Source organism: Streptomyces sp. NPDC002004, assembly GCF_053593975.1.
Map to the genome: position 1 here is coordinate 40,522 of NZ_JBSFDP010000008.1, position 20,345 is coordinate 60,866.

At 71.4% G+C, this 20,345-nt stretch carries 18 protein-coding genes, 1 tRNA gene and 1 pseudogene; 9 read left to right on the forward strand and 11 right to left on the reverse strand.

Annotated features, from left to right (window positions below; translation table 11 throughout):
- Window positions 1-82: 82 nt before the first annotated feature.
- The 5 genes from ACWCP6_RS15085 to ACWCP6_RS15105 all read right to left on the reverse strand — a co-directional run bounded on the left by ACWCP6_RS15085 (window position 83) and on the right by ACWCP6_RS15105 (window position 3,967).
- The gene (locus ACWCP6_RS15085) at window positions 83-526 is read right to left on the reverse strand and encodes a hypothetical protein (RefSeq protein ID WP_450932864.1); all 444 of its coding nucleotides are present in this window, start codon (window positions 524-526) and stop codon (window positions 83-85) included.
- Between the two features lie 270 nt (window positions 527-796).
- Window positions 797-869: transfer RNA gene (locus ACWCP6_RS15090), tRNA-His, on the reverse strand.
- 104 nt (window positions 870-973) lie between these two features.
- Window positions 974-1,576, reverse strand: coding sequence for an oligoribonuclease (orn, locus tag ACWCP6_RS15095; protein WP_450932865.1), 603 nt, complete (start codon window positions 1,574-1,576; stop codon window positions 974-976).
- A gap of 353 nt (window positions 1,577-1,929) precedes the next feature.
- Window positions 1,930-3,267 (reverse strand): helix-turn-helix domain-containing protein, encoded by a 1,338-nt coding sequence (locus ACWCP6_RS15100; protein WP_450932866.1) that lies wholly within the window; start codon window positions 3,265-3,267, stop codon window positions 1,930-1,932.
- Between the two features lie 382 nt (window positions 3,268-3,649).
- Window positions 3,650-3,967, reverse strand: a complete 318-nt coding sequence (locus tag ACWCP6_RS15105; RefSeq protein WP_450932867.1) for a hypothetical protein — start codon at window positions 3,965-3,967, stop codon at window positions 3,650-3,652.
- 366 nt (window positions 3,968-4,333) lie between these two features.
- On the opposite strand from ACWCP6_RS15105, the gene ACWCP6_RS15110 reads away from it, so the two are divergent.
- On the forward strand, window positions 4,334-4,858 hold the full coding sequence (locus ACWCP6_RS15110) for a universal stress protein (protein WP_450932868.1): 525 nt from the start codon (window positions 4,334-4,336) through the stop codon (window positions 4,856-4,858).
- Window positions 4,859-5,065: 207 nt separating this feature from the next.
- A complete protein-coding gene (locus tag ACWCP6_RS15115) occupies window positions 5,066-5,635 on the forward strand; it encodes a GPR1/FUN34/YaaH family transporter (RefSeq protein ID WP_450932869.1) in 570 nt (189 codons plus the stop codon).
- Window positions 5,636-5,790: 155 nt separating this feature from the next.
- Here ACWCP6_RS15115 and glmS read toward each other — a convergent pair whose 3' ends face one another.
- Together glmS and ACWCP6_RS15125 are read right to left on the reverse strand one after the other, a co-directional pair.
- Complete coding sequence (gene glmS / locus ACWCP6_RS15120) at window positions 5,791-7,608, reverse strand: glutamine--fructose-6-phosphate transaminase (isomerizing) (RefSeq protein WP_450932870.1); 1,818 nt, start codon at window positions 7,606-7,608, stop codon at window positions 5,791-5,793.
- Between the two features lie 14 nt (window positions 7,609-7,622).
- A complete protein-coding gene (locus ACWCP6_RS15125) occupies window positions 7,623-7,880 on the reverse strand; it encodes a hypothetical protein (protein WP_450932871.1) in 258 nt (85 codons plus the stop codon).
- A 199-nt stretch (window positions 7,881-8,079) separates the two neighbouring features.
- On the opposite strand from ACWCP6_RS15125, the pseudogene ACWCP6_RS15130 reads away from it, so the two are divergent.
- Window positions 8,080-8,406, forward strand: a pseudogene (locus tag ACWCP6_RS15130) (fibronectin type III domain-containing protein); the annotation flags it as partial.
- A gap of 405 nt (window positions 8,407-8,811) precedes the next feature.
- Window positions 8,812-9,249, forward strand: coding sequence for a cytidine deaminase family protein (locus ACWCP6_RS15135; protein ID WP_450932872.1), 438 nt, complete (start codon window positions 8,812-8,814; stop codon window positions 9,247-9,249).
- Between the two features lie 528 nt (window positions 9,250-9,777).
- Here ACWCP6_RS15135 and ACWCP6_RS15140 read toward each other — a convergent pair.
- Window positions 9,778-10,860 carry a LacI family DNA-binding transcriptional regulator gene (locus ACWCP6_RS15140; protein ID WP_450932873.1) on the reverse strand — a complete coding sequence of 361 codons (1,083 nt, stop codon included), beginning with the start codon at window positions 10,858-10,860 and terminating at the stop codon, window positions 9,778-9,780.
- 256 nt (window positions 10,861-11,116) lie between these two features.
- On the opposite strand from ACWCP6_RS15140, the gene ACWCP6_RS15145 reads away from it, so the two are divergent.
- Genes ACWCP6_RS15145 through ACWCP6_RS15160 form a run of 4 tightly spaced genes read left to right on the forward strand, consistent with a single transcriptional unit; the run spans window position 11,117 to window position 15,907 of the window.
- Window positions 11,117-12,532 (forward strand): ABC transporter substrate-binding protein, encoded by a 1,416-nt coding sequence (locus ACWCP6_RS15145; RefSeq protein ID WP_450932874.1) that lies wholly within the window; start codon window positions 11,117-11,119, stop codon window positions 12,530-12,532.
- A gap of 5 nt (window positions 12,533-12,537) precedes the next feature.
- Window positions 12,538-13,542, forward strand: a complete 1,005-nt coding sequence (locus ACWCP6_RS15150) for a carbohydrate ABC transporter permease (protein ID WP_450933054.1) — start codon at window positions 12,538-12,540, stop codon at window positions 13,540-13,542.
- Between the two features lie 12 nt (window positions 13,543-13,554).
- Window positions 13,555-14,460: a carbohydrate ABC transporter permease gene (locus ACWCP6_RS15155; RefSeq protein WP_450932875.1), complete on the forward strand. Its 906-nt coding sequence runs from the start codon at window positions 13,555-13,557 to the stop codon at window positions 14,458-14,460.
- Window positions 14,461-14,494: 34 nt separating this feature from the next.
- Window positions 14,495-15,907, forward strand: a complete 1,413-nt coding sequence (locus ACWCP6_RS15160) for a GH1 family beta-glucosidase (protein WP_450932876.1) — start codon at window positions 14,495-14,497, stop codon at window positions 15,905-15,907.
- On the opposite strand, the gene ACWCP6_RS15165 is transcribed toward ACWCP6_RS15160, so the two are convergent.
- The 3 genes from ACWCP6_RS15165 to ACWCP6_RS15175 all read right to left on the reverse strand — a co-directional run bounded on the left by ACWCP6_RS15165 (window position 15,898) and on the right by ACWCP6_RS15175 (window position 19,660).
- A complete protein-coding gene (locus ACWCP6_RS15165) occupies window positions 15,898-17,382 on the reverse strand; it encodes a glycoside hydrolase family 18 protein (RefSeq protein ID WP_450932877.1) in 1,485 nt (494 codons plus the stop codon). The genes ACWCP6_RS15160 and ACWCP6_RS15165 overlap by 10 nt on opposite strands.
- A 179-nt stretch (window positions 17,383-17,561) precedes the next feature.
- On the reverse strand, window positions 17,562-18,959 hold the full coding sequence (locus ACWCP6_RS15170) for a sensor histidine kinase (protein WP_450932878.1): 1,398 nt from the start codon (window positions 18,957-18,959) through the stop codon (window positions 17,562-17,564).
- A complete protein-coding gene (locus ACWCP6_RS15175) occupies window positions 18,956-19,660 on the reverse strand; it encodes a response regulator transcription factor (RefSeq protein ID WP_450932879.1) in 705 nt (234 codons plus the stop codon). Before ACWCP6_RS15175 ends, ACWCP6_RS15170 begins: the two co-directional genes overlap by 4 nt.
- Window positions 19,661-19,760: 100 nt before the next feature.
- On the opposite strand from ACWCP6_RS15175, the gene ACWCP6_RS15180 reads away from it, so the two are divergent.
- The gene (locus tag ACWCP6_RS15180) at window positions 19,761-20,288 is read left to right on the forward strand and encodes a hypothetical protein (RefSeq protein WP_450932880.1); all 528 of its coding nucleotides are present in this window, start codon (window positions 19,761-19,763) and stop codon (window positions 20,286-20,288) included.
- Window positions 20,289-20,345: the final 57 nt, after the last annotated feature.

Genomic DNA, 20,345 nt, shown 5'->3' on the forward strand with positions numbered 1-20,345 from the left:
CTCGCCCGGAGCGCCCGGCGAGGGCTTTTCGTGTGGGGATTGCCGAGCCCGAACCACGAGGGCCCGGGGTCACCCCCAGCCGTTACGCGTGACCCGAGTAGAAGATGGTGCAGTCCTCGAGGTCTCCCTTGACCATGCAGAGCCTCACCCAGACCTTGGTGCCCTCGGGGATGTCGCCGGACTTCCAGGGGCTGATGTAGCGGGCGTCGTGCCCACGGGTCGACGCGACACGGGACGGGTCCAGGAGGTGGGCCTCCACACCCCAGCCGTCCGCCAGGGGGTCGACGGCCCGCAACGCGTCGCCGGGAGCGTCCACGCCCGGGTCGGCGTTCCACTCCGCGAGGCCCGCGTACTTACCGTTGTTGTAGGCGACGACGGTGAAGGAGCCGTCGTCCCACAGCTTGCCCTTCTCGAAGGTGAAGTCGGCCGCCGCCGCGTTGTTCGCCCCGAAGGTGAGGGATGCGCCGGCCAGCAGGGCACTTGTCGTCAGGAACGTGATGAGCCGGTTCTTGCCTCGCGACCTCATGGTCAGCCTCCCCTGGGCGGTTGGATCAGTCGGGTGATCTTTGCCTGCCTGTGAAGGTTTCGTCAACGCGATACTCGGGTTGCACACAATGCCGCGGAGGTTGCGCAGTTCCCGCCGCGCGACGAACCGGAAGGCCCCGCGAACGGCGTCGTCGCCGTGACCGGGCTGCAGGAGCGTGTGAGGAGCCGTGCCGTGGACCACAGTTCGACCACGGGAACAACAAGATCGCCCCCTGACCTGTTGCCACAGATCAGGGGGCGATCCCTTCAGGGTGAGTGACGGGACTCGAACCCGCGGCATCCTGGACCACAACCAGGTGCTCTACCAGCTGAGCTACACCCACCATGACCGGCGGTTCTCCGAGTGGATTCCCCGACCGGCCGAGAAAAAGTGTACAGGGTTCTGAAGGGTGCTCGCGCACACCTTTTCGGCAGGGCGTGCGCGGGCCTACTCCGCGGGCAGGGTGTGCCGTCCCGCGATGGTCTTCGCGGTCTCCGAGTCGGGGCCGGGCTGCGGCACGAAGATCGCCTCGCGGTAGTAGCGCAGCTCGGCGATGGATTCGCGGATGTCGGCGAGGGCCCGGTGGTTGCCGTTCTTCGGCGGACTGTTGAAGTAGGCCCGGGGGTACCAGCGCCGGGCGAGCTCCTTCACGGAGGAGACGTCGACGATCCGGTAGTGGAGGTACTCCTCCACGGCCGGCATGTCCCGCAGCAGGAAGCCGCGGTCCGTGCCGACGGAGTTGCCGCACAGCGGCGCCTTCCCCGGTTCCTTGACGTGCTCCTTCACATACGCCAGGACCTGCGCCTCGGCGTCGGCGAGCGTCGTACCGCCCGCGAGCTCGTCGAGGAGGCCCGAGGACGTGTGCATCTGCCGCACCACCTCGGGCATCGTCTCCAGCGCATGCTCCGGCGGGCGGATCACGATGTCCACCCCTTCGCCGAGCACGTTCAGCTCCGAGTCGGTGACCAGAGCCGCCACCTCGATGAGCGCGTCGTTCGCCAGCGAGAGCCCGGTCATCTCGCAGTCGATCCACACCATGCGATCGTTCATGCGTCTAACCCTACGGCGCGCTCGCCGTTCTTCGGCCTGCTGTGCGCGGACGGCCGGGAGAGCGGGGCCCGTCGTCCGGACATGTCGGACGGCCGACCCGTGACGGGTCGGCCGGAATCGAGCCGGAACCGACGGTGGGGCGGCCCACCACGCGGGAGAACCGGCGGGCGGAGCCGGCCCACCGAACCGAGAAGTCCGACGGGCGGAGCCGGCCCGTGCGCCGGGACGACCGGTCGCCCGGCCCCGACCGGCCAGGACGACCGATGAAACGGGCCGGTCCGAGCCGGGGCAGCCGGACGGAACGGCCGGCCGACCGGGCCGGAAGGCCCCGGACGACCGGCCGGACCGGCTCGTCAGCCCATGCGCTGGCCCGGCAGGCCTGCCCGGACCGGGACCCCGGACGCATACGCGTCGTCGATGTGCCGCCCGTGGTCGGTCACCGAGGCCGAGGCACCCAGTGGCCCGGCGGCCGCGACGGCTGCCGTGCGCCGGGCCTGGGCCGGGACCTCGGGGTGGCCGGAGTGCGCGGCATGGCCGATCGCGTGCCCGTTCCCGTGCCCGGCGCCGTGCCCGCCCGGGTGTCCGACCGCGGCCGACGCGACGCCCGCGACGACCCCGACACCCGGGCCCTGCACCGGCTGCGGTCCTCCCGTGTCGGCCTGCTTCTCGCTCTGCGGCCTGCGGGCGCGGTACGCGGCCCGGTAGGCGGCGGGCGAGGAGCCGAGCTGGCGCCGGAAGTGGCCGCGCAGGGCCACCGGTGACCGGAAGCCGCAGCGGCCCGCCACCTCGTCGACCGAGTAGTCGGACGTCTCCAGCAGGCGCTGCGCCTGGAGCACCCGCTGGGTGATCAGCCACTGCAACGGGGCGCTCCCGGTCAGGGAGCGGAAGCGGCGGTCGAACGTCCGCCTGCTCATGTACGCGCGCGCCGCCAGCGTCTCCACGTCGAACTGCTCGTGGAGGTGCTCCAGCGCCCACGACACGACCTCGGCGAGCGGGTCGGCGCCGATCTCCTCCGGTAAAGACCGATCGAGATAGCGCTCCTGGCCGCCGGTGCGCCTGGGTGGCACGACGAGCCGGCGCGCCAGGGCGCCCGCCGCTTCGTTGCCGTGGTCGGTCCGCACGATGTGCAGACACAGATCGATCCCGGCCGCGGTGCCGGCCGAGGTGAGCACGTCGCCGTCGTCGACGAACAGCTCACGCGGATCGACATGCACGGACGGATAGCGCTTGGCCAGCGTCGGTGCGTACATCCAGTGTGTGGTGGCCGGTCGGCCGTCCAGCAGCCCGGCGGCGGCCAGCACGAAAGCTCCCGTGCACAGCCCCACGATCCGGGCACCCTCCTCATGCGCGCGGCGCAGCGCGTCCAGCGCGTCGTCCGGTGGTGGCGCCGTGATCGAGCGCCAGGCCGGTACGACGACGGTTCCCGCCCGCGAGATCGCTTCCAGTCCGTGCGGCGCGGTCAGTTCGAGTCCGCCGGTGGTGCGCAGCGGTCCCTCTTCGCCGGCACAGACCAGCAGGCGATAGCGGGGGACCCCGGCGTCCTGGCGGTCGATGCCGAACACGGACAGTGGGATGGAACTCTCGAATATGGGGCCGCCGCTGAACAGCAGCACGGCGACGATCTCCTTGCGGCGACGCCCGGACAGCTTCCGCATGGTCGCTTCCGGTGCGGCGATGGAGTCGTGGCTCATGGTGCTAAGCCCCCCTCGGTGGTCGCGGCTCCTCGGTTGTGTCGCTCCTGCACGTTTCCCCTTGGTCCTGCACGTGTCCCCCGACATAAGACAGTCATGATCGAATCTACTGTGTCCCGTGTTTCCGGGGTGACCACTTCACCACCCGGCAGATTGTCGACATGGCAACTTGGCGCGAAGCATTCGATCACGAAGCGTTGCACTCACGGACCCCAGGGGGAAGTCCGCCTCCACTCAGTGGCCGGTCCACGTAGGGTACAAGCGCCTCCCGAAGGGCTTTCGGCGCAGGTGGAACGGCGGTTGGGGGGCTGTTCGGCCAAGGGATGCCCCCCTGGGTGAAGTTGGCTGAAAAGAGTCGGGTGCATGCGCAAAAACCGGTCAGTCAACCGGCGTACTTCCTGCCCCGCGACGCCCGCTTCGACACATTCAGAGCGCGCTCCGACTCACGCAGCAGCACCCGGCAGACGGCCGTCGCCGCGGCGAGCCCCAGGGTCACGCCGATCACGCCCGCAGCCGACGCACCGGAGCAGATGAGGATCACGGGGACGACGGCGCAGCCGAAGGCGCCCCAGCGCACGACCTCGCTCACCGGGGTGCGGGGGCGCACTCCGGATGCCGCCGCCGGGCCCGTGCGCGGCGCGGCCGGACGGCCGTCGCCGGACACGGACGGTGACGAGGGGACGGCGGAGGGTCCGGGCACATGCGCTCCCTGGGAGTGGCTTCCCCGGTTCAACGCGCATCCGGCGGCGTGGTCACCCCCGCGTACCGCCGTTCGTTGAAACCGGTCGCAAACAGGCTGTACAGGGCAGCAACCGTTGCCATACCGGCGCGGTTCATGCATGCTCCGGTGAACGCCGTGCGGCCTGTGCTGGCTCTGGGCAGGAAAGGAGTGTCGCCGTACCCTTGGGGGTATGGGGTTGGGAAGATGATTCCCAGACAGCCGACCCGTCCAGATCCTTCAGATCTCCAGATCCTCAGATCCTCACGGATCCCCCAGGTCTTCCAGATCCGCAGATCTCACGAATCGCCCCGTTCCCCTCAGAGGACTCCCTTCGCCGAGACACCGATGGCCGGTCACGAATTCTTCGAACCCGCGGACCGCAAGCGGCAGGTCGCCGACCCCACGGCCGACCCCCTGGCGGCAGAGGAAACACGACACCCCTGCGATCCCGCCTTCAAGCACGGCGTCGTCGTCGGCTTCGACGGCTCGGACTCCAGTGAGCGAGCCCTCGCGTACGCCATCGGCATGGCCCACCGCTCCGGCTCGGGCCTGATCATCGTCCATGTGGCCAACCGGCTGCCGACCACCGTGTGGGCCGGCTGCGAGCCACCGGTCTTCGTCGACGTACCGGACCACCGCACCGAAGTGCTCGGGCTGGAACTCGCCTGCGCGGACTATCTGTCCGAAGTCCCCTGGATCCTGGTCGAGCGCGGCGGCGACATCTGCCATGAACTCGAAGAGGTCGGCAGGGAGTACGAGGCGGACGCGATCGTCGTCGGATCCACGCACGGGATCGTCGGCCGGATCTTCGGCTCGGTCGCCGGCCGCCTCGCGCGGCGCGCACAGCGCCCGGTCGTCGTCATTCCGTAACCTTCCCGGACCTTGCCCCGCAACTCACCGTTCTCCCAGGTGGGATGGGGGATTCCACGCGCGACCCCCCATAGTGGTCCACGGCTAAATTACTTTCCCGTAGAGGTGGTTTGTGCCCTTGTGAAGGGTACATAAGCGTCACCGACCGCAATCATCCCGGTACGGTCCGGCACCACGCGGCACCACTGCATACGAAGGGAGCCCGCCGTGAGCAACGACGCCTCTGCGGGAAGCACCACCTCGACTCTCGGTCATCTCGCCCTGGGAATCACCCTGTTGGCCTTCGGGCTCGGGAACACCCAGGTGATCAGCGGGGTGACGGCGGCCGACGCCGTCTCGCTCGCCACCTACGTCGGCGGCATCGCCCTGTTCATCGCCGGCCTGCTCGCCCTGCGCGGCGGCGACGGGTTCACGGGTACCTCCTTCGCCGCCCTGGGCGCGCTCTGGTTCACCTGGGGCGTCTCGGCCGGTGCGAAGGCCTCCGACCACGCATCGGGGCTCTTCCTGCTGCTGTTCGCCCTCGTCGCGCTCAGCCTGACGCTCGGCGCCTCCGGAGCCGGGACGCTCACCCGAGGGATGTACGCGCTGCTCTTCGTCTCCATGCTGCTGCTGGCCATAGCGCAGTTCGGCGGCTCGTCCGGCCTGGCCAAGGTGGCCGGCTGGGTGGCGGCGGTCGCCGGCCTCGCGGCCTGGTACGGAGCGACGGCGGCCCTGGCGAGCTGGCCGACGGCCCTGCCCGGACGCGCTGCCGGCCGGGGTGTGACGGCCACCGGCTGAGGCAGCACGCACGCAGTCGGGGACGGGGGTCCCCCGCCCGCGGGGGAGGGTGACCCCGACGCGTGAAAAGAGTGATCCCTGTGCGCCGGTGGCTCGCACAGGGATCGCTCATGTCCGCACGGACGTACAGCCCGTGGGTGGAGGTACGGGGACGACTACTCCACCGTCACCGACTTGGCCAGGTTCCGCGGCTTGTCGATGTCCCGGCCCAGGGCCAGCGCGGTGTGGTAGGCGAGGAGTTGGAGCGGGATGCCCATGAGGATCGGGTCGAGCTCGTCCTCGTTCTTCGGCACGACGACCGTGCGGTCGGCCTTCTCCTGCTCCTGGTGCGCGACGGCGAGGATACGGCCGCTGCGGGCCTTGATCTCCTCCAGCGCGGCGCGGTTCTTCTCCAGCAGGTCGTCGTCGGGGACGATCGCCACGGTCGGCAGCGCGGGCTCGATGAGCGCGAGCGGGCCGTGCTTCAGCTCGGACGCGGGGTAGGCCTCGGCGTGGATGTACGAGACCTCCTTCAGCTTCAGCGAGGCCTCGCGGGCGACGGGGTAGCCGCGCACCCGGCCGATGAACATCATCGAGCGGGCCTCGGCGTACTCCTTGGCCAGCTGCTTGATCTCGTCCTCCTGCTTGAGGATCTCGGCGATCTGGCCGGGCAGCTTGCGCAGGCCCTCGATGATCCGCTTGCCGTCCGCCACGGACAGGTCGCGGGTGCGGCCCAGGTGCAGCGCGAGCAGCGCGAAGGCGACGGTGGTGTTGGTGAAGCACTTCGTGGAGACCACGCAGACCTCGGGGCCCGCGTGCACGTACACGCCGCCGTCGGCCTCACGGGCGATGGCGGAGCCCACCACGTTCACGACGCCCAGCACGCGCGCGCCCTTGCGCTTCAGCTCCTGCACGGCGGCGAGCACGTCATAGGTCTCACCGGACTGCGACACCGCGATGTAGAGGGTGTCGGGGTCGACGACCGGGTTGCGGTAGCGGAACTCGGAGGCCGGCTCGGCGTCGGCGGGGATGCGGGCCAGCTCCTCGATCATCTGGGCGCCGATCATGCCCGCGTGGTACGAGGTGCCGCAGCCGAGGATCTTCACGCGCCGGACGGCACGCGCCTCACGGGCGTCCAGGTTGAGACCGCCCAGGTGCACCGTGGAGAACCGGTCGTCGATACGACCGCGCAGCACCCGGTCCACGGCGTCGACCTGCTCGTGGATCTCCTTGTGCATGTACGTGTCGTGGCCGCCCATGTCGTACGACTCGGCCTCCCACTCCACGGTGGTCGGCGAGGCGGTGGTGCGGGTGCCCTCGGTGGTGTACGTACGGAAGTCGTCGGCCTTGAGCGTGGCCATCTCGCCGTCGTCCAGGGTGACGATCTGGCGGGTGTGGGTGACCAGCGCGGCGACGTCCGACGCTACGAACATCTCCTTCTCGCCGATGCCGAGGACGACCGGGGAGCCGTTGCGGGCGACGACGATGCGGTCGGCGAAGTCGGCGTGCAGCACGGCGATTCCGTACGTGCCCTCGACCACGCGCAGGGCCTCGCGGACCTTGTCCTCCAGCTTGTCGGCCCCGGCGCGGGCGATGAGGTGCGTGAGGACCTCGGTGTCGGTCTCCGAGAGGAACTCGACGCCGTCGGCGGTCAGTTTGGCGCGCAGGTCGGCCGCGTTGTCGATGATGCCGTTGTGGACGACGGCGACCTTGCCCTCGGCGTCCATGTGCGGGTGCGCGTTCTCGTCGGACGGGGCGCCGTGGGTGGCCCAGCGGGTGTGGGCGATGCCCGTGGTGCCCTTGAAGCGGGCCGGAACCTTGGCCTCCAGGTCCCGGACGCGGCCCTTGGCCTTGACCATGCGCAGGCCGGTGGCCTTGGGGCCGGTGATGACGACGCCGGCCGAGTCGTAGCCCCGGTACTCCAGACGCTGCAGGCCCTCCAGAAGGAGGGGAGCCACATCCCGCTTACCGATGTATCCGACAATTCCACACATAAAGTCTGGTTCCCCTAGCCGTAGATCATGCGGCGCAGCTGCCTGAGCGTGAGCTCCGGCGGCGCGACCGCGCGGTATTTCAGATCCGCCTCGATCCGTTCGAAGATCGCCGAGTTCACCAGGCCCTGGCCCTGGAGCTCGCGGTGGCGGCGACGGACGTAGTCCTCCGTCGTCTCGTCGAAGTAGGCGAGCACGTCCTGGATCACCCGCAGCGCCTCGCCGCGGTTCAGCGGTGTACTGCGCGTCAGATGATCAACAAGTTCGTCGTGCACCCGTTGATCCTGGAGTACGCCTCGGCGATTCGCAAGAATCCTGCCCGATATCGGGCAGGTGCGCAGCGCAACCACATCCGAACTGGCCCAGGAAGCCCGGGTGAAGGTCCCGTGAGCGCCTGTTCGGCGTTCGTTCATGTGGCGGATGACACAGGGGCGCCTGATCCGATCAGCTTGATCGGTCATGGACATTCCACGCATGGGCGTACCCGAGAAGCTGGCCGGGCGGATGAGTCTGGCCGAGCAGCACGAGTATCTGCGGAGCAGATTCTCCCGCCGCACCCTGATGCGCGGCGGCGCCGTCACCCTAGGCACGGTCGCGGGCGGCGTCTTCGTACCGGGGCAGGCGAGCGCCGCCGCCCCGGCCGCGGCCCCGCAGGCCGCTCCCGCCACCGAGAAGTCGACGGTGCGCTCGTCTCCCCCTTCGGCCGGCACCTCGCCTTCGGCGCCGACCCGCGCACCGAGATGACGGTCTCCTGGCAGGTGCCGGTCGCCGTGCGCAAACCGGTCATCCGCGTCGGCGTCACCCCGGCCGCCCCCGGCCGCACCGCGACCCTGGAGGTGCGGGGCCTCGCGGAGACGGGCGAGGAGATCGACCGCTTCACGCTGGCACGCAGGACGCGCAAGCGCTGATCCCCGGTCCGGCCGGTGCTCGGACACCGTCCGGCACGGAGACCGTCCGGCACGGAGACCGTCCGGCACGGACCGGGGACCCCGCGCCGCTCGCCCCGGGGACCCTGCACCGCCCGGTGCGGGGTCCCCGGCCACGGGGGATCACCTGTACGGCACGGGTCCGCACCGGTACGGGATCCGGCGGCGACCGGCGTTCGCGGGCGGCGGGGGTGACGGAGGATGGAGGGGCGTGCAACCGCACGGACGGCGCCCTCCGACGCCCGTGATCCGTGACCCCTGACCCGTGAAGGCAGTGAAGATGAGCGCACCGGCCACCCCCGTCGACCATGAACTCGTCCAGGCCGCGACCGAGGTCGCCCGGACCCACTGCCGGGGCGACAGTCACACCGTGGCCGCCGCGGCCCGCGCCGGGGACGGCCGGATCATCACCGGGGTGAACGCCTACCACTTCACCGGAGGCCCCTGCGCCGAGCTCGTCGTCATCGGCGCGGCGGCCGGCCAGGGCGCCTACGACCTCGAGGCGATCGTCGCCGTGGGTGACCGGGGCCGCGGGGTGATCCCTCCGTGCGGGCGCTGCCGCCAGGTCCTGCTGGACTACTTCCCCGCGATCGAGGTCATCGTCGGCCCGGGCGACGGCCTCCGCTCGGTCCCCGTCACCGGCCTGCTGCCCGAGAGCTACGTCTGGTCGGACCACCAGTCCGCCACGGAACCTCCCGAGCAGCACCCCCAGAACTGACGGCTCACCCCCACGGCCCGCCTCCCGCGTCCCGCTTCCCACGTTCCGCCCGCGGACCAAGCCCGCGCCCGGTCCCACACGGCCTGGCACCGGGCCGGCCCAACTCCCTTACGGAGCAGGACCGGACAAGGGATCCCGCCCGGCCCGCCGCAGCCCGGCCCGGCCCACCCGCCGTGCTTGCCGATCCGGCGCGACCCCGGCCCGCCCCGCGCCCCGCACGCACCGGCTCCACGCAGCCACACCCGAACCGGCCCCACGGCGGCACGGGACCTCGTAGGAGCCCGCCCCCGCACACAGCCCAGCCCACCGCCGGCCCGGCCCGACTCCCGCGCCCGCCGCAGCCCCAGCCCCAGCCCCAGCCCCAGCCCCAGCCCCAGCCCCAGCCCCAGCCCCAGCCCAACTGTCGTGCCCCGCTTGACCCGCGCCCCGTACGCACCCGCTCCGCACCCGGGCACCCGCCCCGACTCCCCCGACTCCCCCGGCCCCGCCGGGTTCGACGCCCGGTCGGCACGGCACACCGCCGGGAGTTCACGACGACTCCCGCACCACCAGTTCCGTGGGCAGTACCACCTGCGCCCGGTCCAGCCGTCGTGATGCCGCCGGGCGGGCGTCCGCGATCTCCGCGAGGAGCAGTTCCGTCATCGCCCGCCCCATCTCGGCTATCGGCTGCCGCACGCTCGTGAGCGGCGGGTCCATGTGGCGGGCGATCGCGGAGTCGTCGAAGCCGACCAGGGCGACGTCGTCGGGGATGCGCCGCCCGGCGTCGCGCAGCACCTGTCGGGCGCCCGCGGCCATCAGGTCGGAGCCGACGAAGACGGCGTCGAGGTCGGGGCGGCGGGACAGCAGGCCGGACATGGCCGTGCGGCCGCTCTCCTCGGTGAAGTCGCCGGGGGCGATCAGGTCGCCGGCGGCCGGGAGACCCGCCTCGGCGAGCGCGTCGCGGTAGCCGTCGAGGCGACGCTCCGCGCCGTACACGTCCAGGCGCCCGGTGATGGTGGCGATGGTGCGGCGGCCCCGGGCCAGCAGATGGGTCACCGCCTGCCGGGCACCGTCGAAGTTGTCCGAGTCGACGGAGGGCAGCGGCTCGTCGGCGGACCTGCGTCCGCTGATCACCGCGGGGATCTCCAGCTGTGCGAGAAGGTCGGGCAGCGGGTCGTCGGCGTGGACGGAGACCAGCAGGACACCGTCCACACGGTGCGCGGCCAGGTACTGGGCGAGACGGCGCCGCTCGCGGTCGCCGCCCGCGAAGGTGAGCAGCAGTTGCATCTCCGTCTCGGAGAGCGCGGCGCCCACCCCGCGGATGATGTCGGAGAAGTACGGCTCGGCGAAGAAGCGCGTCTCGGGCTCGGGCACGACGACGGCGATGGCGTCGGTGCGGTTGGCGGCGAGCGCGCGCGCCGCCGTGTTCGGTACGTAGCCCAGTTCGGCGACGGCGGCCTCCACCGCCGCCCGGGTGTGCTCACTGACCCGGGGCGAGCCGTTGATCACCCGGGACACCGTGCCGCGGCCCACGCCCGCCCGCGCGGCGACCTCCTCCAGTGTGGGCCGGCCGCCGCCCCTGCCGCGGGGGCCACCGGCGCCACCGGCTTGCTGGGCCTCGTGAGCTGCCATGACTGCCTCCCCGGATCTCAGGCGGAATGTAACAGCTGGGGCCGGCCGGCCATCGGTGCGCCAACTGGCCCCGTCCGGTCCCTTGACACCCCGGGGCCGAACCGCGACTCTTCAACTCATCACGAGTGGGAGCGCTCCCACAGTACCTCTCCCCTACACATCCCGCACGTTCCCCGCCCGAGCCGCAGCGAGAACCAACGGGCCCAGCAATGCAGTTGGCCGGGGGGCCGGCACGTCAGGGCAACTGGAGGACGCAATGCGAGCACGTACCCTCCCCCACGCTCGGCTTCTCCCCCGAGCTCCCGGATCCGCCCGGGCGGGGGACAACCCCGCGCAGGGTGGAACCCGGCTGCGCCGGTCTGCCCCCTCCGCCCGCAGGGCAGTGGCCCTCGCGGCCGTCGCCGCCCTGGGCGCGGGCCTGCTGACCGGTTGCGCCGACGACGGCAAGGACGACACGGGCACGTCGTCGGGCGGCGGCAAGGGCACGACCACGATCACCCTCGGACTGTTCGGGACCTTCGGCTTCAAGGAGGCGGGCCTCTACGCCGCGTACGAGAAGCTGCACCCGAACATCAAGATCCAGGAGAACGTCACCGAGCGGAACGAGAACTACTACCCGGCCCTCGTGAACCACCTCACCACCGGCAGCGGTCTCGCCGACATCCAGGGCGTCGAAGTCGGCAACATCGCCGAGGTCGTGAACACCCAGTCGGCCAAGCTCGTGGACCTGTCGAAGGTTTCGGGCGTGAAGGAGGGCGACTACCTCGGCTGGAAGTGGAAGCAGGCCACGACCAGGGACGGACAGACGGTCGGGCTCGGCACCGACATCGGCCCCATGGCCATCTGCTACCGCAAGGACATGTTCCGGAAGGCCGGGCTGCCCACCGACCGCGAACAGCTCGCGCAGAAGTGGGCCGGCGACTGGAGCAAGTTCGTCGACGTCGGCAAGGAGTACCGGAGGAAGGCCCCGAAGGGCACCACCTTCCTCGACTCCCCCGGCGGCCTGCTGAACGCGGTCCTCGGCAGTGAGACCGAGAAGTTCTACGACGCCGACGGCAAGGTCGTCTACAAGGACAACCCGGCCGTGAAGTCCGCCTTCGACCTCACCGCGAAGGCCGCCCAGGACGGTCTGACCGGCAAGCTCACCCAGTTCCAGCCGACCTGGGACCAGGCCTTCGCCAACGGCCGGTTCGCGGCGGTGTCCTGCCCGCCCTGGATGCTCGGCTACATCGCGTCCAAGGCGAACAAGGACACCAAGGGCCAGTGGGACGTCGCCAAGGCGCCGAAGGGCGGCAACTGGGGCGGTTCGTTCCTCGCGGTGCCCAGGGCCGGCAAGCACGTCTCCGAGGCCGCGAAGCTCGCCGCCTGGCTGACCGCGCCCGCGCAGCAGGCAACGCTGTTCGCCAAGCGGGGCAGCTTCCCGAGCGCCCAGGCCGCGTACGGGCTGCCCGAAGTGACCGGCGCCAAGAACGACTTCTTCGGTGACGCCCCGATCGGCACGATCTTCGCCGAGGCGGCCAAGGACAGCCCGGTGCAGGTGATCGGCCCGAAGGACCAGATCATCCAGCAGGGCCTGACGGACAACGGCGTCTTCCTCGCGACGAAGGGCACCTCGCCCGCCGATGCCTGGAGGACCGCGACGAAGACCATCGACAACAACCTCGAGAAGTGACCGGTATGACCGCCCGGCACGGCACCGCCGCGCTCCCCGCCCAGGAGGGGGGCGCGGCCCCGGCCGCCGGCCCGCCCGACGCGGCGGAGCACGGCCGCCGGGCCCGGCTCTCGCGGCGCTGGCAGCGGGACGTGCGCTGGAGCCCGTACGCGTTCGTCTCCCCGTTCTTCCTGCTGTTCGTCGCGTTCGGCCTCTTCCCGCTGCTCTACACCGGCTGGGCCTCTCTGCACACGGTGGAGCTGACCGCGCCCACCGACATGAGCTGGGTGGGGCTGCGCAACTACACCCGTATCTTCGACGACGACTTCTTCTGGAACGCGGCGCGCAACACCCTGACCATCGGGATCATCTCGACGGTTCCGCAGCTGCTGATGGCGATGGGCCTGGCGCACATCCTCAACTACCGGCTGCGCGCCTCGACCTTCTACCGGGTCGTGATGCTCGCACCGTACGCGACGTCGATCGCCGCGGCCTCCCTGGTCTTCGTCCTGCTCTTCGGCCGCGACTACGGCATGATCAACTGGGCGCTGCACTCCGTCGGGGCCGGGCACATCGACTGGCAGAACGACAAGTGGCCCTCGCAGATCGCCGTGTCCACGATCATCATCTGGCGCTGGACGGGCTACAACGCGCTGATCTACCTGGCCGCGATGCAGGCCATCCCGCAGGACCTGTACGAATCGGCGGCGCTGGACGGCGCCTCGCGCTGGCAGCAGTTCTTCCATGTGACGCTGCCGTCGCTGCGCCCGACGATCCTCTTCACCTGCGTCGTGTCCACGATCGGTGCGAGCCAGGTCTTCGGTGAGCCGCTGCTTTTCGACCAGAACAAGGGGGCGTCCGGGGGCGCCGAGCACCAGTTCCAGACCCTCGGGCTCTACCTGTACGAACAGGGCTGGGTCAACCAGCACCTGGGCAGAGCCTCCGCGATCGCCTGGACGATGTTCCTGATCCTGATCGCGATCGGCGTCGTCAACTACGTCATCTCGCGCCGGCTGCGCGCGAGTGGTTAAGGAGAAGCGGCCGTGACGACGACCCTGACCGAGCCCGCCGGGACGGCGGTGCGCGAGCCGCGGCGGGTACGGCGGCCCAAGGCGGCGCAGGCCGGCGGGCAGCTGCACGCGGGCCCGCTCGCCTACGGCGTCCTCGCGCTGTTCACCATCGGCTCGCTGTTCCCGCTGGTGTGGACGGCGATCGCCGCCTCGCGCGACACCAACCGGCTGGCGCAGACCCCGCCGCCGTTCTGGTTCGGCTCGAACCTCGTCCACAACCTGAAGGTCGCCTGGACGGACGCCAATCTCGGTGAGGCGTTCTTCAACACGACCTTCGTGGCCGGTGTCTCGGCGGCCACGATCGTGTTCCTGTCCACGATCGCCGGGTTCGCCTTCGCCAAGCTGCGGTTCCGGGGCCGGGGCGCGCTGATGCTGATCGTCATCGGCACGATGATGGTGCCGCCGCAGCTCAGCGTGATCCCGCTGTACATGATGGTCGCCCGGCTGGACTGGACGGACCGGCTCCAGGCGGTGATCCTGCCGTCGCTGGTGAGCGCGTTCGGGGTGTTCTTCATGCGCCAGTACCTGGTCCAGGCGCTGCCCGACGAGCTGATCGAGGCGGCCCGGATGGACGGCGCGAGCAGCTGGCGCGTGATGTGGCACGTGGTCTTCCCGGCCGCCCGTCCCGCCATGGCGGTGCTGGGCATGCTGATGTTCGTGCAGACCTGGAACGACTTCCTGTGGCCGTTCCTGGTGCTGACCCAGACCGGCAACCCGACCGTGCAGGTCGCGGTCGCGGGCCTCGGCCGGGGCTACACCCCCGACCAGGCCCTGATCATGGCGGGCGCGCTGCTCGGCACACTGCCGCTGCTGCTCGTCTTCGCGCTCTTCGGCAGGCAGATCGTCGGCGGCATCATGCAGGGTGCCGTCAAGGGCTGACCGCCCTTCCACCTTCTCTCACGTTGGGAGCTCCATGTCCACGTTCCCGCCCGGTTTTCTGTGGGGTGCCGCGACGTCCGCGTACCAGATCGAGGGGGCGGTGGGGGAGGACGGCCGCACCCCCTCCATCTGGGACACCTTCAGCCGTACGCCGGGGAAGGTGGCCCGCGGTGAGACGGGCGACGTCGCCGTCGACCACTACCACCGCTACCGCGAGGACGTCGCGCTGATGGCGGAGCTCGGGCTGAGCGCGTACCGCTTCTCGGTGGCCTGGCCGCGGGTGCAGCCGACCGGACGCGGCCCGGCCGTGCAGCGCGGGCTCGACTTCTACCGCCGGCTCGTCGACGAGCTGCTCGCGCACGGCATCCGCCCGGCCGCGACCCTCTACCACTGGGATCTGCCCCAGGAGCTGGAGGACGCGGGCGGCTGGCCGGAGCGGGATACGGCGTACCGGTTCGCCGAGTACGCGGCACTGGTCGGCGAGGCACTGGGGGACCGCGTCGAGCTCTGGATCACCCTCAACGAGCCCTGGTGCAGCGCCTTCCTCGGCTACGCCTCGGGGGTGCACGCACCGGGGCGCACCGATCCGGTGGCCGCGTTGCGTGCCGCGCACCACCTCAACCTCGCGCACGGTCTGGGCACGACGGCGCTGCGCGGTGCGATGCCGTCCCGCAACGCCGTCGCGGTGAGCCTCAACTCGGCGGCGGTCCGGGCGGTTTCGGACTCCCCCGAGGACCGGTCGGCCGGGCGCCGGATCGACGACCTGGCGAACGGGATCTTCCACGGCCCGATGCTGCACGGCGCCTATCCCGAGCATCTGTTCGCCGACACGGCCCGGCTCACCGACTGGTCCTTCGTGCGCGACGGCGACCTGCGGGCCGTCAACCAGCCGCTGGACGCGCTCGGCCTCAACTACTACGCGCCGTTGCTGGTGTCGGCGGCCGCCGACACCGCGGCCGGGCCGCGGGCGGACGGGCACGGCGCGAGCGCGCACTCGCCCTGGCCCGGCACCGACGACATCGCCTTCCACCGGTCGCCCGGCGAGCCGACGGCGATGGGCTGGCCCGTCGATCCGTCGGGTCTTCACGACCTGCTGCTGCGCTACAGCCGCGAGGCGCCGGGCCTGCCGCTGTACGTCACCGAGAACGGCGCCGCCTACGACGACAAGCCGGACGCGGAGGGCCGGGTGCACGACCCGCAGCGGATCGCCTATGTGCACGGCCATCTCTCCGCGGTGCACCGCGCCGTCCGGGACGGCGCGGACGTACGGGGCTACTTCCTGTGGTCCCTGCTGGACAACTTCGAGTGGGCGTACGGCTACGGCAAGCGCTTCGGCGCCGTGTACGTGGACTACGCCACCCAGTCCCGTACCCCCAAGTCGAGTGCTCGGTGGTACGGGCGGGCGGCGCGGTCCGGATCGCTGCCCGGCGTCGACGACTACTTGTAGGCGCCGAAGGCCTTGGTGAAGGCCAGCGGGTCCTGGGAGATCGAGGAGCAGGTCGGCTGGGCGGAGTTGGAGGGGCCGCCGTCGCAGGCCTTGTCGCGGGCGGCGGACCACATGGACAGCCCGCCGAGGCCCTTCTGCCGGGCGAAGTCCACCAGCTGGCCGGCGTCGTCGACCTTGAAGACCTCGACGTTGACGTCGTTCACGCCGATCATCGGCGTGACGGCGACCGTCTTCCAGGCCTCGCTGTCGGAGAGTCCGAGGACGCTCTTGATCTGCGCCTGGGTGGCGGTGGCGGCCTGGACGGCGTACGTGCCCATGTCGCCGTTGTAGGAGGGCCCGTAGTCCATGGCCATGACGTTGACGGCGGAGATCTTGACGCCGTTCTTCCCGGCGTCGGCGACGAGGTCGACGCCGGGCTGGGTCAGGCCCTCGGGCATGACCGGCAGCGTGAAGGTGACGTCGAGCCCCGGGTGGGACTTCTGGAGCTGCGCGATGGCCTGGGCGCGGCGGGTGTTGGCGGCGGTGTCCGGCAGCGCGGCGCCCTCGATGTCGAAGTCGACCTTGGTCAGCTTGTACTGGTCGACGGCCTTGCCGTAGGCCTGGGCGAGGGAGGAGGCGTCGGAGCAGGCCGTTGCCAGTTCGGAGCCGGAGGCACCGCCGAAGGAGACGCGGACGTCACCGCCCTTGGCCCGCAGGTCGCCGATCTGTGCGGCCACCGCGTCGGAGCCGAGGTCGGTGACCCCGCCCCACTTCGGGGTGCAGCCGCCGCCGGAGGTGATGAAGGCGAGGTTGAAGTCCTTCACGCCGGTCTTGGTGGCGGTGTCGAGGAGGTTGTACGCGGGGTAGAGCGAGGTGTCGACGTACGGGGCGAACTTCGCGACGGAGGACGAGCCGCTGCCGGGGGTCCGCGTGGCGGTGGGGGTGGGCGTCGGGGTGGGCTTCGCCGTCCGTGTCGGCTTGGCGGTCGGGGTGGGGGTCGCGGTCGGCGCCGGGGGCTTGGTGGGGGTGGGGCTGCCGGTGGGCCGGCCGCTGGGCTCCGGGGTGGCACCGTCGTCCACGGAACACTTGGCGCCGTTGATCAGACACCCGGTGGGGTCCTCGGTGCCCTGCACGACGAAGCCGATGGTGGTGGACTTGCCGGGCGCCAGCTCCTTGTCCCAGGACGCGGGCTTCACCGTGACGTGCCGGCCGGAGACGGTCGACTCGGCGTTCCACAGCGAGCCGAGCTTCGTACCGGCCGGCAGGTCGAACTCCAGCTTCCAGCCGCTCTGTGCGCTGCCGGTGCCGTTCTTGACGACGTACTGGGCGGTGTAGCCGGTCGACCAGTCGCTGGTCTTCGTGTACACCGCGCCGACTCCGGCGGCCTGGGCGGTCCCGGAGAACAGGAGGGCGCCACCTCCCACGACGGCCGCGGCGACCACGCCGCCGATCACCTTGTTCCTGCGGCTGACCGTGCTCCGGTGCGTGCTGCTCATCGCGTGCCTGCCTTAGCTGTACGGGGGGTTGGGGGCGCCCCCGGGGCGGGTCCCGTGCGGCGGGAGCCCCTCGGGATGGGTGCGCGGCAGCACGCTAGCGATGAGCAATCCGGCGAATCGCCCTATCCGGGCGGGAGTTGGGGTTCTTAGGGTCCGCTTAAGTTCAGGATCGGAAGAGATTAATGGTCGAGACCAATTCTCACCCTGCGCTTACGACCGCGTACGGCCTCGCGGCGCCCCCGCCGCCCTGGACCGCGCCCCCGCTGGTCCAGCTGGATCCAGATGCGTACCTCGGTCCCGCCCAGCACGGAGTGCCCGATGCGGACGTCGCCGCCCGTCGCCTCGGCGAGCCGGCGCACGATGTCGAGCCCGAGCCCGGTCGACCCGTCCCTGCCGGACCCGCCGCCGCGGGCGAGCGCCGCATCGGGGTCGGCGATCCCGGGCCCGGCGTCCGAGACGAGGACGATCACGGCGTCCTCGCCGTTGTGCACGTCGACCGCGAACGCCGTCCCCTCCGGGGTGTGCCGGAACACGTTGCCGAGCAGCGCGTCGAGCGCCGCGACGAGGTCGGCGCGCGCCACCGGGATCCGTACCGGCCGCTCCACACCGGCGACCCGCACCTTGCGTCCTTCGTCCTCGGCGAGCGCCGACCAGAAGTCCATCCGCTCCCGGATGACCTCGGCGGCGTCGCACCCGGCGGCCGGGACGACCGCCGCGGTCTGCGGCTTGGCCTCCCGGGCGGTCCGGATGATGGTGTCGACCTCGCACTCCAGCTGCTCGACGGCGGCCCGGGTCTGCTCGGCGGCGGGCCCGTCCCCGAGGGACGCGGCGTTCAGACGCAGCACGGTGAGCGGTGTGCGCAGCCGGTGCGAGAGGTCGGCGGCCAGCTCGCGCTCGTTGGCGAGCAGCTGCACCACCTGGTCGGCCATGGAGTTGAACGCGACGGCCGCGAGGCGGAGTTCCGTCGGCCCCTCCTCGGGCACCCGCGCCCCGAGCCTGCCCTCGCCGAGGTCGTGCGCGGCGCCGACGAGCCGCCGTGCGGGCTGCACCATGCGCACACCGAGCCGGTCGGCGACCGCGACGGAGCCGATGACGAGCGCGATGCCGACGCCCGCGAGGACGACCCACGCCGTGGTGACGCCGTTGCCGACCTCGTCCTCGGGCACGAACACCTCGACGACGGCGATCTTTCCGGTGCTCAGCGCGGTCGGCTGGAGCAGCGCCGAACCACCGGGCACCTCGGAGATGGAGGCGCGGCCCAGCCTCCGCGTCGTGTCCAGGTCGTCCCGGGTGGCCCGCCGCTCGCCGATCTCGATGGCGGGGGCGTCACCGGCGGCGGGGATGTGCACGGCCATCCGCCCGTCGGAACCGGCCTGGGTGGAGGCGACGGCCCGCGCCAGCTGTTCGCGCTGCGTCGTGATGGAGAGCGTGGGCCCGATCGCGGCGGCCTGCCGTTCGGCGTTGGAGAACGCCCGGTCCCGCGCCATCTCCTTGATGACGATCCCGAGCGGTATCGCGAAGGCCACCACGACCATCGCGGTGACCGCCAGGCACACCCTGACGAGCGCCCATCTCATCGCGGCGGCTCCGCCCCGGGCGGCTCCAGCTTGACGCCGACGCCGCGCAGCGTGTGCAGATAGCGCGGCCTGGCCGCGGTCTCGCCCAACTTCCGGCGCAGCCAGGAGAGGTGGACGTCGATGGTCTGGTCGTCGCCGTAGGACTGCTGCCACACCTCGGCGAGCAGTTCCTTGCGCGGGACGACGACGCCGGGCCGCCCGGCGAGGAAGGCCAGCAGGTCGAACTCGCGCCGCGTCAGGTCCAGCCGCGCCCCGTCCAGCTCGGCCTGCCTGCGCAGCGGGTCGATGGACAGCCCCCCGACCCGGATGGCCCGGCTCGGGGCCGTCTCGGGGCCGGCGGTGCGGGTCCGCCGCAGCACGGCCGCCATGCGCGCCGAGAGGTGCTCGACCGAGAACGGCTTGGTCAGGTAGTCGTCCGCGCCGTCGTTGAGCAGGCGTACGACCTCGGCCTCGTCGTCCCGCGCGGTGGCGATGATCACAGGGACGTCCGTGATGCCGCGCAGCATCTTCAGTGCCTCGGACCCGTCCAGATCGGGCAGTCCGAGGTCCAGGATCACCAGGTCGAAGCGGAAATGGGCGACCTCGCGCAGCGCCTCCAGAGCCGTGCCGACGCTCCGTACGGTGTGGGAGGCGTCGGTCAGGTGCCGGATCAGGGCTGAGCGTACGAACTGGTCGTCCTCGACGACGAGCACACGTGCCATGGGCGGCACCGTACGCCATTCGAGCGACTCCGGTCCTGAAACGGACTCTCTGCCTCCCCCTTGGGACACCAGTGCGGCGCGTGCGGCAGTATGGCCCGCGATGCACAGAGGACTCGTTCACGCACTGGCCTGGTCGCTCGCCACGGGCGCGGCGGTCACGCTGTCGTGGTGGGGTGTCCACACGGTGATGGCGGGCACCGCGTACGACCCGCCGCGGGCGCTGCCGATCACGGGCCCGGCACCGGACCACGCCTCCGCGACGGCGTCGCCCAGCCCCTCGCCCACACCGTCGCGCACGAAGCCGGCGTCCTCGCCGCCTCCCTCGACGCCCGCACCGTCGCGCAGCCCGTCCTCGTCGCCCCCGGGCGGGTACCCGGGCCGGACCGGCTCGTCGCCCGCCGCCTCGGGCCGGGTCAAGAGCTACAACACCAAGGGCGGCAGGGTCGTGTTCGACCTGGGCAAGACCTCGGCGACGCTCGTCTCCGCGACCCCGGACGCGGACTGGTCGATGCAGGTCTGGACGCAGTCGACCTGGATCCGTGTCGAGTTCTCCTCGGGCGCGGACCGGGTCTCGGTCTTCTGCACCTGGCACGACCACCCGCCGCAGGTCGACATCAACTCCTACTGATCCGACCGGCCTTGCGCGCCGCCGCGCGCCCAGGGCGGGGCGGCCGCGCCCCGCCGT

Excerpts from the sequence above, each read along its gene's own strand:
- ACWCP6_RS15135 (WP_450932872.1), top strand. The coding sequence starts at position 8,812 with ATGAGCGCACCGGCCACCCCCGTCGACCATGAACTCGTCCAGGCCGCG.
- ACWCP6_RS15175 (WP_450932879.1), bottom strand. The coding sequence starts at position 19,660 with ATGGCACGTGTGCTCGTCGTCGAGGACGACCAGTTCGTACGCTCAGCC.
- ACWCP6_RS15085 (WP_450932864.1), bottom strand. The coding sequence starts at position 526 with ATGAGGTCGCGAGGCAAGAACCGGCTCATCACGTTCCTGACGACAAGT.
- ACWCP6_RS15145 (WP_450932874.1), top strand. The coding sequence starts at position 11,117 with ATGCGAGCACGTACCCTCCCCCACGCTCGGCTTCTCCCCCGAGCTCCC.
- ACWCP6_RS15150 (WP_450933054.1), top strand. The coding sequence starts at position 12,538 with ATGACCGCCCGGCACGGCACCGCCGCGCTCCCCGCCCAGGAGGGGGGC.
- ACWCP6_RS15170 (WP_450932878.1), bottom strand. The coding sequence starts at position 18,959 with ATGAGATGGGCGCTCGTCAGGGTGTGCCTGGCGGTCACCGCGATGGTC.
- ACWCP6_RS15160 (WP_450932876.1), top strand. The coding sequence starts at position 14,495 with ATGTCCACGTTCCCGCCCGGTTTTCTGTGGGGTGCCGCGACGTCCGCG.
- glmS (WP_450932870.1), bottom strand. The coding sequence starts at position 7,608 with ATGTGTGGAATTGTCGGATACATCGGTAAGCGGGATGTGGCTCCCCTC.
- ACWCP6_RS15140 (WP_450932873.1), bottom strand. The coding sequence starts at position 10,860 with ATGGCAGCTCACGAGGCCCAGCAAGCCGGTGGCGCCGGTGGCCCCCGC.
- orn (WP_450932865.1), bottom strand. The coding sequence starts at position 1,576 with ATGAACGATCGCATGGTGTGGATCGACTGCGAGATGACCGGGCTCTCG.
- ACWCP6_RS15100 (WP_450932866.1), bottom strand. The coding sequence starts at position 3,267 with ATGAGCCACGACTCCATCGCCGCACCGGAAGCGACCATGCGGAAGCTG.
- ACWCP6_RS15165 (WP_450932877.1), bottom strand. The coding sequence starts at position 17,382 with ATGAGCAGCACGCACCGGAGCACGGTCAGCCGCAGGAACAAGGTGATC.
- ACWCP6_RS15180 (WP_450932880.1), top strand. The coding sequence starts at position 19,761 with ATGCACAGAGGACTCGTTCACGCACTGGCCTGGTCGCTCGCCACGGGC.
- ACWCP6_RS15110 (WP_450932868.1), top strand. The coding sequence starts at position 4,334 with ATGGCCGGTCACGAATTCTTCGAACCCGCGGACCGCAAGCGGCAGGTC.